Genomic DNA, 14788 nt, shown 5'->3' on the forward strand with positions numbered 1-14788 from the left:
GGTCAATACCATTTAAGCCCATTATTTAAATGGATTTATCAAAGGATTAATCAGGATGAAATATCTTCTCAGCCCAATACTTATCGCCGCTATGTTATTACTCAGTGGTTGCCAGAGTGCCTATTACGGCGCCATGGAAAAAGTGGGCTACCACAAGCGCGACATTATGGTCGACCGCGTGACAGCCGCCAAAGAATCACAAGAAGAAGCCCAAGAGCAGTTCAGTTCGGCATTAGAAGAGATGCAGGCGCTGCTTAATCATGATGGTGGCGATCTCGAAAAAGCCTACAACAAGGCGAAAGATGAATATGAATCTTCTCAGGAAGCCGCCGATGATGTCAGTGAACGCATCGACAAGGTCGAAGATGTCGCCGAGGCACTGTTCGATGAGTGGCAGATGGAAATAGCGGAGATCAGTAAGGCCAGTCTGCGTCGCAGCAGCGAGAGCAAATTGCGCGAGACCAAACGCTCTTACAATCAATTGATGCAATCGATGCGCCGCGCCGAAAGTAAGATGCCGCCGATCCTAACCGCCATGAAAGACAATATGCTCTATCTCAAACACAACCTTAATGCGCAAGCTATTGGCGCGATTAAAGGTGAGTTCAGCAACTTAAAAACCGATATCTCCGATCTCATCAATGAGATGAATCGCTCTATCGCCGAGTCTAATAAATTTATCTCCTCCATCGAAGGGGGCTAATTAAATCAGCCAACATTTCGGCTAGATTAAAATGACTAAAGCAGGCCATCAGCGTCTGCTTTTTTATCTGTCTTTCTTATCTCTGTCCATCCCATTAACGATTAACTGCTAGTGATTGAAATGTCGATAAGCATCACAAAATAAACACCATTTTCGCCGATTTCGAGAGCTATGCCTCACTATCCATCCGCTGTAAGAACTTTCCTGCACGATACAGGCTCTGAGAGTTATACCCACCTCTCAGCCGTTTGTTGATTATGACAATTGTAGAAACTTTAACTCTGATGTTAGCGCTGGTTTATAGCACCAGCTTACTCTATTGGAGCGGGAAAAAATGGGGCGCAGCGATCAGCGCTGGTCTACTGTGCGCCGCATTTGCTATCACACTTTATTGGCCGCTGTTAATTGGGCTTATCTTGGCCAGCATCACGCTGTTTATCCTGAAAAAACGTCAACCTGAATTAGCACAAGCCGAAGTCAGGGCCAACCCGCTACGAGAACTGATTCAGCATACCCTTGCACTATCTATGTTACTGGTCGGCATTCAATTTGCCGCCAACAGCGCCATGCTCTACATGGGCAAGACACCTTGGCTGATGCGTCCCGATGTGGGCGATGCCTTTCTACCCATTGCTGGCGGTATCGAACTTAAAGCCATCATCAGCTTAGGTATTTGGGATCAAACCCATCCTGCTGCGGCAGTAATGTTAACGGTTGTTTTACTCACCGGACTGCTTTGTAAACGCGCCTTTTGCGGCTGGGCTTGCCCTTTGGGGCTCGCGGGTGAATATCTTTATAAGCTCAGAAAGCGTGTGATCAAGCAAGAGTTTGCGCCACCCGCTTGGCTCGATTGGCCGCTACGTATGGTGAAGTATCTAATATTAGCTGGGTTGCTGTTTATCATCTTAACTATGCCATCGGCAGCGATCCCCCATTACCTAAGCGGTAATTATCATAAGATTGCCGACCTAAAAATGGCGCTGTTCTTTGTTACTCCTGGGCTTATCACCTTAGCCTGCTTCGGCTTTATTCTGTTTCTTGCCGCATGGCGACGCCAAGGATTCTGCCGTTATATCTGTCCTTATGGCGGCCTACTGGGCATCGTCAGTTTTGCCAGCCCATTTAAGATCCGTCGTAGCAGCAAACACTGTCTTATCGAGTCCAAAGGAATGAACTGCGACAAATGTACCCGTGCCTGCCCTGCCAATATTAAGGTGCACGACCAAGGGGTCATTCGCTCCGATGAATGCCAAGCCTGTATGCGCTGCGTCTCGGCTTGTCCAAAGAAAGAGGCTCTGCATTTCAGTACCCGCAACGGCATCAAACTCTCGGCTCGCGGACTAACCATCATGCTACTGAGCCTACTATTTATGTTGCCCTTACTGGCGTATGTTTGTGGTTTTTGGGTTAGCGAAACCCCAACTGATATTCGGATGTATTTGATTCAGCATTTAAATTCGATTGGGCATTAGGGTTCAATACCTTGAATGGCTTGCCGCGGGCTTGCGTTAACATTGACCTTCAATGTTGTAAATTGCCTGCGGCAGGCTTATGTGCAAGCACTCTTTTGGCACTGTGAGTGAAGCGAAGCTTCGCGCTCGAAAGCGAGATGCATGATGCCGAACGGGCTGTTAAACAGGGAGTTATTTGCCATGGGTCTTTACTTGTGACCCCACAAGCAACAGCGGCTTGTGTTTTAACTCCTAGTTTAAATAAGTTTTGCACCTTAGTCCGTGGCTTTCGCCATTGACACCGCTGCATATAACCCACAGTCACATACGCACTCGACGGCGAATCCAATGGTCACTCTAATATAATTGGCGTCACACCCTTAGTAAGCGTTAGCGATGCCAAAGTAGTTGATCCTGCCTTGCATGAATTAACGCATTTTAAGTAGTTGATCCTGCCTTGCATGAATTAACGCATTTTAAACAGCTGATACCCCATACTCACGCCCCAGCTCTGTTTTGTTAGTCGCCTCATCTTTTATTTGAAAGTGTGCAATATCAATCAGTATAAGGAATTGATCTACAACGATTGAATCACTACAGGTTTGGATCATCCCACCAAATAAAAATGCCCTAAACTGGTAGGCTTAGGGCATTGTGTTTGCAGTGAGTAAGCGAATTATTCAACCTCTTGTAAGGCACCATTACGCCAAGGCTCAATCACTACCTTGATGTGGTCATTAGGCGACAACAACTGCTCAAATGCCTGCTCTACACCATCGATGCCGACTTTACCGGTTAACATCTGCTGCCAAGGAATTTTTCCTTCGGCGATCGCATTAAGACATTCGGTAAACTCCTGCGGCTGATAATAATAAGAGAAGCGCAGATCTAACTCTTTCACCGTGGCGTAAGCATAATTTACTGAAGCAGTAGCAGTATGTATCCCGGTTACCACTATGGTCGAATTGGCCGGTGCACGGCGAATAAAGCCATCGATTAAGGTATGAATGCCGACACATTCAAAGATCACTAATCGACTATTAGCGCCATGCTCAGCGGCAGCAGTCACTTCATCTTGTTTGCTAGGATTAACCGTTAAACTGGCGCCGAGTACTTCGGCTTTTTGCAGTTTCTCAGCTTGCAGATCCGCAGCAACGATATTGGTGATACCACGCAATTTCAGCGCTGCGATAACCGCTAACCCTATTGGTCCACAACCGACAACTAATGCCGTTTCACCAGCAGCAATGTCACTGCGATTGACCGCATGCAGTCCAACCGCCAGCGGTTCAGTTAATGCAGCAGCCTCGGCAGGCACATTGTCTGGTACGGCTAGCATCAAGACTTCATCTAAAATGAAATACTCAGAATAGGCACCGTTTAAACCGGGCGTCACTCCAATGCCTGCACCGTTTTGGCTCATCAAAATCGGCACTGAGGTCACTCGACTACCAATGGCTAAATTTTGCTCTGTATTAGGCCCATATTCTACGATTTCTGCACAAAACTCATGGCCAAGCATCACCTCAGTGTGATCGTCCATACTCTCAGGCATCACGCCTATCTTACGATAAAAATCAAAGACTTCATTTGAGTGACGGGTAATATGTAGGTCAGATCCACAGATGCCACAGGCAAGGCTACGAACTAAAACCTGACCATCACTGGGCTGCGGTCTTGCCACTTGCGTCAGGCTAACGGTGCCATCTTGCATGACAATTGCTTTCATTTGGCTCATGGTTTACCCCTTAAGCTTATCACTCATCGTCGATAATCCACCGGGTTTAATATAACGAGGCACGATACCTTTAGCTTTAGCCACTGCAACAATAGTTTGCTCAATCCAGCCAGCATCCATGATATTCATGAAGTTACCGTCAGCATCGAAGTTAATATTGGCACCAGAAATCACCATAAAGCCATCGGCTCCGCCCGAGTCTTCTGGGCAATGAAAAGTATGGATCGAGCCACCTGGCTCATATAAGTAGCTACCCGCGGTTTGTGGCTGATCTGGGTATTCAAGATAGTTCCATGTGCCGCTTAAGGTATAAAAATGCACCGCGCCAGTATGGAAATGTTTCGGCAAGGTAACGCCAGGCTTAAAGATGGCGCGAATAACCCAGGTGCCATTTTCGGCATCGATAAACAGCGGATAAACATCAACTCCGGGCAAGGCATCTTTAATCAAAGACTCTTCATTGGTATTGAGAGTTAACAATAAATCTTGGTGTAGTACTACGTCAGGTAAATTCATACTTCTATCCTTGTTGTAATTATATTTTTATAAAAGTTTAGCCCAATAAGGGATATTTAAAATTCTCAAAACCATCGGATGCGCTTACGGTACAACCGTTAATACAATTGGCTTCATCACTCACCAAAAATGCCACAATATTGGCTATCTCACTGGGCTGAGTGAAGGTCTTACGCATCTGCTCTTTGCTGATATGGTTCCATAATCCAATCGCTTCATATTGGCGTAGCATAGGCGTATCGACTCGTCCAGGCGCTACAGCACAAACACGAATCCCTAATGGCGCGAGTTCTAGTGCTGCACACTTAGTCATCATGTCAACAGCGGCTTTGCTGACGTTATAGCTAAAGGTCATTTCAGCTGCCATTTGGGCGTAGACAGAAGAAGTGTTAAGGATCACTCCAGGAGTCGCCTGTGCTTGGAACTGTCGGCCAGCGGCCAAAATGCCATAGTAAACACCGTTTTGATTAACCTTAGAGATGGGGTCAAAATCGGCATTGGGCTCATGCTCAAGTAACGGCTTAGCGGCCCCAATACCGGCGTTATTGATCATGATATCCAGCTTACCAAAACGCATGACAGCACTATTGACCATAGCTTCAACTTGCTGAAAATCGCTGACATCTGCAGCAAACGTCTGAACAAGCTCAGGATCAAAATCGGCAAAGCATCCCAATGCTTTGTCATTCAGATCCACAGCCAAAACCTTAGCGCCTTCTTCTATCAGTTTATTAATAATTGCTTGACCAATGCCGCCCCCTGCGCCAGTGACCACTGCAACTTTATCCGTTAATCGCATTTCAACCTCACGTCTTTATTATTAGTATCCCGCCCAACCTAGTGTAAAAACCCGCCAGATACTTGACATCTTACGATTAAAACTTGATATATTACGAAAGTCTAAAGTGGGTTACACCAGAGTAAAATTATGTATTTGGTAAGAAGTGGCGCTGTAGATCAGTTTGAAAATACGGTATTGGAAATGGGACAAAACCCGATCAAAATCCTATTACAAGCCGGACTATCACAGGCACAATTGCGCGATCCCAACACTTATATTGCCTATCCAAGATTAGCCGAGCTATTAGAGTTGGCAGCACAGCAATGTCAGCAGCCCCTATTTGGCGCCAAACTAGCGCAACAACAAACTCTTAAGGCGTTGGGCGATCTCCCCATGTTGGTGTCCCGCTCCGCAACCGTGGCCGATGCGCTGAGCAAGGTAAATGAATACTTGTACTTGCATGCTTCTGGTGCTGCCCTCGAATTACAGAGCCAGCAAGAACACACCCGTCTGGTGCTAGATATCAATATTTACTCACCATTGGGAAGTGACCAATTAATGCAGATGAGTATCGCCCAATTAGCAATATTTACTGCAGGGCTACTTAATATCGACGCCCACAGTTTCATATTACACCTCAACCAACAGAAACCACTCCAGCTAAACAGCGATGATTTAATCGGTTTACCCACGATTCGTTTTAACGAAAAATTTAATGGCATAGTGCTAAAAAACACTCAGCTTGCTAGCAAAAATCATCAAAATGAGGAAGCGCTGAGTCTACATTTGCAGAATCATCTACGCTATTTACAGAGCCAGTATCCCGACAATTTAGTCGACCAAACCCGCGACCTTATTAACCATCTGTTACCCACCGGAGAGTGTCGAATTGAACAAGTCGCGTTGGCCTTGAATCTACATCAACGCAGCTTGCAGACGCGTTTAAAACAGCAGCATCAAAGTTATCGCTCATTACTGCAACAAGTGCGTCAAGACCTAGCGCAACAACTACTCAGCCGTAATTCACAAACCATTACCGAAATCGCCCTGCAACTAGGTTATGCCGAAGTCGCTGTATTTAGTCGTCATTTCCGTAGTTGGTTTGGGCAATCCCCGAGACAATGGCGCCAAGCACATCTGCGCAAGTAATTGCCTTATAGCAAGCAGTATAAAGACGTGATCGCTCAGCAAGAATTTAGCGCTTAAGAGGCAAGGAGTGGAGGGCATAGTTGTTTTACTGTCAGACTCGTTAACACTGCATCAAAAATCCTAAAACTTGCCTTTTAGGCGTGTTTTGGCCCTGCCCACCGGGGATATATTCGCCCATGTATAAAAAAGCCCCGAACATTTTCATGTTCGGGGCTTTTTCATGTCTACTTAAGGCAGACGATTTATCGCACCTAAATAGAGCGGATAAATTATGCGTCTTTCGCCGCGCGGTTATGACGCTTACGATCATTCTCAGTTAAGTGACGCTTACGAACACGAATGCTCAGTGGTGTCACTTCGACTAACTCGTCATCATCGATAAATTCAAGCGCTTGTTCTAGCGTTAAGTTGATTGGCGGAGTCAGTACTTGCGCTTCATCAGTACCTGATGCACGCATGTTAGTTAGCTGCTTACCTTTCAAACAGTTCACTGTTAGGTCATTCGAACGAGAATGAATACCAACAACTTGGCCTTCATAAACTTCTACCGCATGACCAATAAACAAACGACCACGGTCTTGTAAACCAAATAGAGCGAAGGTCAATGCCTTACCCGTAGCGTTAGAAATCAATACACCGTTAGCACGTTGACCGATATCACCGCCCTTAACTGGACCATAATGATCGAAGGTGTGGTAAATCAGACCTGTACCTGAAGTTGCAGTTAAGAATTCAGTTTGGAAACCGATTAGACCACGGCTTGGGATAATGAAATCGATACGCACACGACCTTTACCATCAAGCTGCATATCTTTCATTTCAGCCTTACGAGTTCCCAGCTTCTCGATAACGGTACCTTGGTGCTCTTCTTCAACATCAACGGTTACCGTTTCGTATGGCTCACATGTTTCGCCATCGATCTCTTTCATGATCACTTCAGGACGAGATACGGCCAGTTCGTAACCTTCACGACGCATGTTTTCAATCAAGATAGAAAGGTGAAGTTCACCACGACCCGATACACGGAAACGATCTGGACTGTCAGTTTCTTCAACACGTAATGCAACGTTATGAACTAATTCCTGCTCTAGACGCTCAAGGATGTTACGTGAAGTAACGTATTTACCTTCTTTACCTGCAAATGGAGAAGTGTTGACCTGGAAGGTCATCGTCAGAGTCGGCTCATCAACAGAAAGTGGCGGCAATGCTTCAACAGCAGTTGTGGCACAAACAGTATCAGAAATTTTAAGCTCACCAAGACCAGTAATAGCAACGATATCGCCCGCGTTAGCCACTTCAACTTCGGTACGCTCTAGACCCATGTAACCTAATACTTGACCCATTTTACCGTTACGAGTTTTGCCGTCAGCACCGACGATTGTCACTTGTTGATTGGTCTTAACGCTACCACGCTTGATACGGCCTACACCGATAACACCCACATATGAGTTGTAATCAAGCTGTGAGATCTGCATCTGGAAATCACCTTCTGCATCGGCATCAGGAAAAGACACTTTCTCAACGATAGTTTCAAATAATGGTGTCATATCAACACCAGTTTCTTCTGGATCTAATGTAGCGTAACCGTTTAATGCAGAAGCATAAACGATAGGGAAATCTAGCTGCTCATCGGTTGCACCTAAGTTATCGAATAGATCAAACACTTGGTCTATAACCCAATCTGGACGAGCACCTGGACGGTCAATCTTGTTAATCACAACGATTGGCTTAAGGCCTTGAGCAAACGCTTTTTTAGTTACGAAACGCGTTTGCGGCATTGGACCATCAACCGCATCAACCAATAGTAATACGCAGTCAACCATAGAAAGAACACGTTCAACTTCACCACCGAAGTCAGCGTGGCCAGGGGTATCAACGATGTTAATACGGTAATCATTCCACTTGATGGCAGTATTCTTTGCAAGAATCGTGATCCCACGTTCCTTTTCAAGATCGTTGGAATCCATCACCCGCTCAGCGGCCTCTCCTCGAGTCTCAAGGGTTCCAGACTGTGCCAGCAACTTATCAACCAGGGTCGTTTTACCATGGTCAACGTGTGCAATAATGGCGATGTTACGTAAATTCTCTAACACGGATAAACCTCTATACCATCAAAAAAATAGGATATTGCCCATAGCCTTAATAATAGCTATTGCAATAAAAAACGTGCCATTCTACTCTAGCCGAGGGCTCTCGCACAGGATTATTTTTTAGTCAGCAATGAATCGCTATGTTTATCTTGGTGCGCACCACAATGGTGAATGCACCATTAAAAAGCAATCACCGCACCATTACGGTGCAAATGTGCGCATCCCGCTCAGTCCCCTCTTTCTCAAAACACCAATAATCAAGGAGTTAAAACTTTGGCATGACTCTGGCTTATCTCTGTGCAGAACAGCCTTAGGCGCAACCTTGAATTATAGTAAGAAGGGCATCCCCTCTACCTACTTGGAGAATTAAGCATGTCAGTTGAATCTGTTTTACAACAACTAGAAGAGTTTGAAGTTAAGTTTGTTGATTTACGTTTTACCGATACTAAAGGTAAAGAGCAGCACGTTTCTATTCCGTCTCATCAAGTTGATGCCGATTTCTTCGAAGACGGTAAAATGTTCGATGGTTCTTCTATTGCTGGCTGGAAAGGCATTAACGAATCTGACATGGTACTGATGCCAGACCCATCTTCATTCCTTTTAGATCCTTTCACTGAAGAAACTACAGCACTGATTCGTTGCGATATCCTAGAACCTGCCACTATGACAGGCTACGATCGTGACCCACGCTCTATAGCTAAGAAAGCTGAAGAATATCTTATCTCTACGGGTATTGCTGATACAGTGCTTATCGGTCCAGAGCCAGAATTTTTCCTATTTGACGACGTACGCTTTGGTACTGACATGTCAGGTTGTTTCGTTAAAATCGATGCTAAAGAAGCAGCTTGGAACTCAGGTACTTCTTATGAAGATGGCAACACAGGTCACCGTCCATTCGTTAAAGGCGGTTACTTCCCAGTTGCACCGGTTGACTCTTCACAAGACCTACGTAGCGCTATGTGTCTTATCCTTGAAGAGATGGGTCAAGTTGTTGAAGCACATCACCACGAAGTGGCGACTGCAGGTCAAAACGAAATCGCAACTCGTTTCAACACCCTAACTAACAAGGCTGATGAAATTCAAATCCTTAAGTATGTGGTTCACAACACGGCACACGCTTACGGTAAGACAGCAACTTTCATGCCTAAGCCAATCGTTGGTGACAACGGTAGCGGAATGCACGTTCACCAATCTCTAGCTAAAGACGGTGTTAACTTATTCTCTGGTGACAAGTATGCAGGTCTAAGTGAAACTGCGCTTTACTACATCGGTGGTATCATCAAGCACGCTCGCGCGCTTAACGCTTTCACGAACCCAAGCACTAACTCTTACAAGCGTTTGGTTCCACACTTCGAAGCGCCAGTAATGCTTGCATACTCTGCACGTAACCGCTCTGCTTCAATCCGTATCCCAGTGGTACCAAGCCCTAAAGCGCGTCGTATTGAAACTCGCTTCCCAGATCCAACGGCTAACCCATATTTAGCATTTGCTGCACTATTGATGGCAGGTCTTGACGGTATCCAAAACAAGATCCACCCAGGCGAAGCAATGGATAAAGACTTGTATGATCTACCTGCCGAAGAAGCAGCAGAGATCCCACAAGTTGCGACGTCTCTAGAAAACGCACTAGAAAATCTAGCTGCTGATCATGAGTTCCTAACTAAAGGCGGCGTATTCAGCACAGACTTCATCGAGTCTTATATTGCACTGAAAACGGCTGAGTCTGAGAAAGTATCTCGCACGACTCATCCACTTGAGTTTGAACTTTACTACAGCTTGTAATCTTCAAGTTGATTAGCAAAAACCGCCTTAATTGGCGGTTTTTTTATGTCTGACAATTCTTATCAGGCAGCCATAAATACTCACCCATCAAACGGCCAGTGCTTGTTATTAGCAAACAGATGTACCAGCCTGTTTTTAGCCTAATTTTTGCTATTTAGCGCATTTAAAATGATTTATCTTTAATGACAAACTGCTATCATGGATGAGCCGTTAATCTACAGTAGAATCCATTATGTCGAACCGTAATCCTTTCGAATGTTTCACTTGGAAAAGTGATGTTTTTAGTTGTGAAAGTAATGATATTGATACCTTTTATGAGCGTTTAGCTGAACAGGTTTCAAGACTCGGATTACAGGAAAGAAAGCTTGGAGAAACTGGCGATTACCCCATTAACTTCTATCAGTCACCAGCGCAGAAGTCGGGGCAACCTTCCATCTTAATTAGTGCAGGTTTCCATGGTGAAGAAGCCGCTGGCCCTTGGGGGATGCTGTATTTCCTCAATGAACTTGAGCCCGAACTATTTAGTCAACTTAACCTCAGCCTATTGCCGTTAGTTAACCCTACGGGCTTTAAGAAGGGACATCGTTTCAATAAATCGGGTCAAAACCCGAATCGTGGTTTTGTGCTCGAAAATGGCCGCGGTAAAACCGATGATGCTTCTACCGAAGGCAAGCTGTTAATTGAACACTCACAGTTACTACAAGCCGCCAGTAAAAACGGTATCCTGACCTGCCATGAAGATGTGCTTCAAAAACACACCTACATCTATTCTTTCGAAGCCAATCAAACACCGGGGAAGTTTAGCCGTAACCTACGCGACGCCTTAGGCCATTATTTCCCTATCGCTGAAAATGGCTTGATTGACGATTGCCCTATTGAAGATGGCATTATTTTTAACCACTTCGATACTTCGTTCGAAGCGTTTCTAGTACGTCTCGGCGCCAGTGTTGGCGTGTGCAGCGAAACCCCAGCATTACAAGGTCTCGATCAACGTATCATGGCCAATGCCGCAGTAATGAAACGTTTCGTTGAACTAACCCTCGAAAATAGCTAATTCGCCACACCTTAGCGCAGCTGCACTGCAGCATGCGCTAAATTAGCACAAAGAGTACACCTCAGATTTAATACTAACTCTGTTGTAATTTTGTAGTCTCAAAGCGGAAATATTCGCTACTCGTTCACCAGAGAATTGATAGCTCACTTCTGTTTCATTGAGCTCGGCCGAGGTTAAGCCATAAAAATGAATACTCAGTGATAGTATGCTGTCATTAGCCCAACTATTTTAAGCATGATTTTTCACTCAAATGCAGCTAATCTGATAAAAGGGCTCAAGTAAAAGGAACTATTTATGCGCACGCTGCTACTCATCACTATCATGCTGCTAACTGCGTCTGCATCGGCGACCGTCTACAAATGGGTTGATAAAGACGGCAAAGTTCACTATTCAGATACCCCAGTAGAAAACTCTCAAACTGTTGAATTTAAAAGCAGTACTGAAAACAACATCAAGCTTCCACCTCCTGTAGTCTTGCCCAATTCTCCCAAGGGTCAACCTCAAGATGAACAAGCGCCTTACCAGATTTCGATCACCAGCCCCTATGAAGAGGAAACCCTGCGCGACAATAACGGTGAAATTACCATTACCGCCAGCATTGAACCCGAACTCGCCACCCGTCATAAACTCGTGCTACTCATGGATGGCAAGCGCGTCGGTGTTCCCCAGTCTAACGCTATATTTAAGTTAGAAAATGTCGATCGTGGCGAGCATGTTTTTGAAATACACGCAATCGCACAAAACGGCAAACAACTTGCATCTACTCCTCCAAGAACCGTATTTCTTCATCGAGCAATTATAAACTCAGCCACCAGGCCAGCCGTTACCGGTCAATAAAAAACAAATACTATTGTTTTTTAAAGGGTTACAAAGAGTGCATTTCTTTTCGCTTCGATGAAGTTCGCTTGCACCACGCACCAAATTGGTGCACCATATTGGTGCAGCTTATTCCTTGGAGTCGTAAATGAACACAGACCCATTGCTCAATCATCTAGTGACAGCCGTCATTGTCATTAATGGTGATCTCAAACTGCGCTACGCCAACAGCGCAGCCGAGCAATTATTGGGATTGGGCAGCCATCGGCTAACCGAACACAATTTTGATGATTGCTATCAAGAGTTAAGTGTCGAATCGGATCTTCTCACCGCAGCCATTAACGAACATCAAGGGCTCACAGTTAACGCGGCAACCATCATTACTCTTGATGGTCAACAACATACGGTCGATGTCACCTTAACACCTATAGAAATTGGCGGTGATGAGGTTCAAGGCTTATTAGAGCTGCGCCAAGTGGATCAGCAACGACGCATTTTGCAACAGCTCACCATAGATGCTCAACAGCAGGCGGCACAGTATCTGGTGCGTAACTTAGCTCATGAGATTAAAAATCCGCTTGGCGGCTTACGAGGGGCAGCGCAGCTGTTAGCCAGGGAGTTAGAAAATGATGAGCAAAGAGAATTTACCGACCTCATTATTGAACAAGCGGATCGCCTACGTAATCTCGTCGACCGCCTACTGGGACCGCAGAAGCCTTCGCAACACAGCATTCATAATATTCATGAAGTGATCCAGAAGGTGATCAAATTGGTGCAGGTAACACTGCCAAAAAATATTGCGCTGATTCAAGATTATGATCCCTCAATCCCTGATATCGAAATGGACCAAGAGCAGCTTCAACAGGCGGTACTCAATATCGTACAAAACGCGATTCAAGCCTTAGAAGATGGCGGCGAGATCCGCATTAAAACCCGAACCCAACACCAAGTCACTCTCGGTTCCGAGCGACATAAACTGGTATTGGCGTTGTCGATTATTGACGATGGTCCGGGGATTAAACCCGAATTAATGGACACCCTGTTTTATCCCATGGTAACCGGGCGTGAACAAGGTTCAGGGCTGGGACTTTCCATCGCCCATAACTTTGCCCGTTTACATGGAGGCCGCATCGACTGCACCTCGGTAGTAGGGCAAACCGAATTCACCATTTTATTGCCCGTGAAAAGCTAAGTAGGTAACCAACTAGTGAGCATTCAACTTAAGAGAGTATGCGTATGACAGAAAAAGTTTGGGTTCTCGATGATGATAGCTCTATACGCTGGGTCGTAGAAAGAGCGCTTAAAGGGGCAAAGATCAGTTGCGCCAGTTTTGCCGCTGCCGAGTCATTGTGGCAGGCCCTCGAGCTCAGCCAGCCTCAAGTAATTATTTCCGATATTAGAATGCCTGGCACCGATGGGCTCACTTTGCTCGACCGATTACAGCTTCATTATCCCCATATTCCGGTCATCATAATGACAGCACACTCAGATCTCGATAGTGCTGTTAGCGCCTATCAAGCTGGTGCATTCGAATACTTACCTAAGCCATTTGATATCGACGAAGCCATAAGTTTAGTCGAACGAGCCATAAGCCACGCCAAAGAACAAACCCCTAAACGTAAGAGTGAACCCGACGTCAAAGCACCAGAGATCATAGGTGAAGCGCCTGCCATGCAAGAAGTGTTTCGTGCCATTGGTCGTCTGTCTCGCTCATCCATCAGCGTGTTGATCAATGGTCAATCGGGGACCGGTAAAGAGTTAGTCGCTGGCGCGCTTCATAAACACAGCCCACGTAAAGAGAAATCGTTTATTGCGCTGAATATGGCAGCCATTCCTAAAGAATTAATCGAATCTGAGCTATTTGGTCATGAAAAAGGTGCCTTTACTGGTGCAGCAAATGTGCGTCAGGGACGATTCGAACAGGCCGATGGCGGAACGCTATTTCTCGATGAGATAGGTGATATGCCACTGGATGTGCAAACCCGTTTATTACGGGTATTAGCCGATGGTGAGTTTTATCGCATTGGTGGTCATTCACCAGTAAAAGTGGATGTGCGTATTATCGCCGCAACCCACCAAAACTTAGAATCGCTGGTAAGCAAAGGCGAGTTCCGTGAAGATCTATTTCACCGCCTTAACGTGATTCGAGTGCACTTACCACCGCTATCACAGCGCCGTGAAGATATTCCGCAGCTCGCGCGTCACTTCTTGGCGACCGCTGCCAAAGAGATCAGCGTTGAGCCGAAAATCCTTACTAAAGCCACGGCGGAGATATTAGCCAGCCTACCTTGGCCGGGGAACGTACGCCAGTTAGAGAACACTTGCCGTTGGTTGATGGTCATGGCCTCTGGGCAAGAGATTTTGCCACAAGATCTACCGGCAGAATTGCTAACGCCAACGGTGAATAACAATAACAGCGCCGAAAGCGAATCTGGCTCATGGCAACAAGCCCTGACCCAATGGATTGATAAACGCCTTAGCGACGGTGAAAGCAACCTGCTGACCGAAGTCCAACCTGCCTTCGAGCGTATCTTGCTACAAACCGCATTGAAACACACCAACGGCCATAAGCAGGAAGCGGCTAAGCGTCTTGGCTGGGGCCGTAATACTCTGACGCGTAAACTCAAAGAGCTAGAGATGGATTAAACCATCCTAAATTGCAGTCAAAAAATAACCCAGCCTAAGCTGGGTTGTTTTTTATTTGCCTG

General features: G+C 45.7%; 12 protein-coding genes. 8 read left to right on the forward strand and 4 right to left on the reverse strand.

The window, feature by feature from the left end; all coding sequences use genetic code 11:
* Positions 1 to 55: 55 nt before the first annotated feature.
* Both L1D21_RS13025 and L1D21_RS13030 read left to right on the forward strand, forming a co-directional pair.
* Complete coding sequence (locus L1D21_RS13025) at positions 56 to 703, forward strand: DUF2959 domain-containing protein (RefSeq protein ID WP_239845702.1); 648 nt, start codon at positions 56 to 58, stop codon at positions 701 to 703.
* Positions 704 to 960: 257 nt separating this feature from the next.
* Positions 961 to 2175, forward strand: coding sequence for a 4Fe-4S binding protein (locus tag L1D21_RS13030; protein ID WP_239845703.1), 1215 nt, complete (start codon positions 961 to 963; stop codon positions 2173 to 2175).
* Positions 2176 to 2830: 655 nt separating this feature from the next.
* Here the strand turns inward: L1D21_RS13030 and L1D21_RS13035 are convergent.
* From L1D21_RS13035 to L1D21_RS13045, 3 genes are read right to left on the reverse strand one after another with little or no spacing between them, the layout of a single operon-like run.
* Complete coding sequence (locus tag L1D21_RS13035; protein WP_239845704.1) at positions 2831 to 3892, reverse strand: zinc-binding dehydrogenase; 1062 nt, start codon at positions 3890 to 3892, stop codon at positions 2831 to 2833.
* A 3-nt stretch (positions 3893 to 3895) separates the two neighbouring features.
* Positions 3896 to 4408 carry a 2,4'-dihydroxyacetophenone dioxygenase family protein gene (locus L1D21_RS13040; protein ID WP_239845705.1) on the reverse strand — a complete coding sequence of 171 codons (513 nt, stop codon included), beginning with the start codon at positions 4406 to 4408 and terminating at the stop codon, positions 3896 to 3898.
* Positions 4409 to 4445: 37 nt separating this feature from the next.
* Entirely contained in the window at positions 4446 to 5207 is a 762-nt protein-coding gene (locus L1D21_RS13045) for an SDR family oxidoreductase (protein WP_239845706.1), read from the reverse strand.
* A 129-nt stretch (positions 5208 to 5336) separates the two neighbouring features.
* Between L1D21_RS13045 and L1D21_RS13050 the strand changes: the two genes are divergently transcribed.
* Positions 5337 to 6338, forward strand: a complete 1002-nt coding sequence (locus L1D21_RS13050) for an AraC family transcriptional regulator (RefSeq protein ID WP_239845707.1) — start codon at positions 5337 to 5339, stop codon at positions 6336 to 6338.
* 269 nt (positions 6339 to 6607) lie between these two features.
* On the opposite strand, the gene typA is transcribed toward L1D21_RS13050, so the two are convergent.
* A complete protein-coding gene (gene typA / locus L1D21_RS13055) occupies positions 6608 to 8431 on the reverse strand; it encodes a translational GTPase TypA (RefSeq protein WP_239845708.1) in 1824 nt (607 codons plus the stop codon).
* 369 nt (positions 8432 to 8800) lie between these two features.
* On the opposite strand from typA, the gene glnA reads away from it, so the two are divergent.
* From glnA to glnG, 5 genes are all read left to right on the forward strand, one after another.
* A complete protein-coding gene (gene glnA, locus L1D21_RS13060; protein WP_239845709.1) occupies positions 8801 to 10210 on the forward strand; it encodes a glutamate--ammonia ligase in 1410 nt (469 codons plus the stop codon).
* 232 nt (positions 10211 to 10442) lie between these two features.
* Positions 10443 to 11264 (forward strand): M14 family metallocarboxypeptidase, encoded by an 822-nt coding sequence (locus tag L1D21_RS13065; RefSeq protein ID WP_239845710.1) that lies wholly within the window; start codon positions 10443 to 10445, stop codon positions 11262 to 11264.
* A gap of 294 nt (positions 11265 to 11558) precedes the next feature.
* Positions 11559 to 12101, forward strand: coding sequence for a DUF4124 domain-containing protein (locus L1D21_RS13070; RefSeq protein WP_239845711.1), 543 nt, complete (start codon positions 11559 to 11561; stop codon positions 12099 to 12101).
* A 127-nt stretch (positions 12102 to 12228) separates the two neighbouring features.
* On the forward strand, positions 12229 to 13272 hold the full coding sequence (glnL, locus tag L1D21_RS13075) for a nitrogen regulation protein NR(II) (protein WP_239845712.1): 1044 nt from the start codon (positions 12229 to 12231) through the stop codon (positions 13270 to 13272).
* 38 nt (positions 13273 to 13310) lie between these two features.
* Positions 13311 to 14726, forward strand: coding sequence for a nitrogen regulation protein NR(I) (gene glnG / locus L1D21_RS13080; RefSeq protein WP_239845713.1), 1416 nt, complete (start codon positions 13311 to 13313; stop codon positions 14724 to 14726).
* Positions 14727 to 14788: the final 62 nt, after the last annotated feature.

It is taken from the genome of Shewanella sp. Isolate11, assembly GCF_022398315.1.
Taxonomy (GTDB): domain Bacteria; phylum Pseudomonadota; class Gammaproteobacteria; order Enterobacterales; family Shewanellaceae; genus Shewanella.

Bases quoted from the DNA above. Each gene is read 5' to 3' on its own strand.
- L1D21_RS13025 (WP_239845702.1), top strand. From the start codon at position 56: ATGAAATATCTTCTCAGCCCAATACTTATCGCCGCTATGTTATTACTC.
- L1D21_RS13030 (WP_239845703.1), top strand. From the start codon at position 961: ATGACAATTGTAGAAACTTTAACTCTGATGTTAGCGCTGGTTTATAGC.
- L1D21_RS13035 (WP_239845704.1), bottom strand. From the start codon at position 3,892: ATGAGCCAAATGAAAGCAATTGTCATGCAAGATGGCACCGTTAGCCTG.
- L1D21_RS13040 (WP_239845705.1), bottom strand. From the start codon at position 4,408: ATGAATTTACCTGACGTAGTACTACACCAAGATTTATTGTTAACTCTC.
- L1D21_RS13045 (WP_239845706.1), bottom strand. From the start codon at position 5,207: ATGCGATTAACGGATAAAGTTGCAGTGGTCACTGGCGCAGGGGGCGGC.
- L1D21_RS13050 (WP_239845707.1), top strand. From the start codon at position 5,337: ATGTATTTGGTAAGAAGTGGCGCTGTAGATCAGTTTGAAAATACGGTA.
- glnA (WP_239845709.1), top strand. From the start codon at position 8,801: ATGTCAGTTGAATCTGTTTTACAACAACTAGAAGAGTTTGAAGTTAAG.
- L1D21_RS13065 (WP_239845710.1), top strand. From the start codon at position 10,443: ATGTCGAACCGTAATCCTTTCGAATGTTTCACTTGGAAAAGTGATGTT.
- L1D21_RS13070 (WP_239845711.1), top strand. From the start codon at position 11,559: ATGCGCACGCTGCTACTCATCACTATCATGCTGCTAACTGCGTCTGCA.
- glnL (WP_239845712.1), top strand. From the start codon at position 12,229: ATGAACACAGACCCATTGCTCAATCATCTAGTGACAGCCGTCATTGTC.
- glnG (WP_239845713.1), top strand. From the start codon at position 13,311: ATGCGTATGACAGAAAAAGTTTGGGTTCTCGATGATGATAGCTCTATA.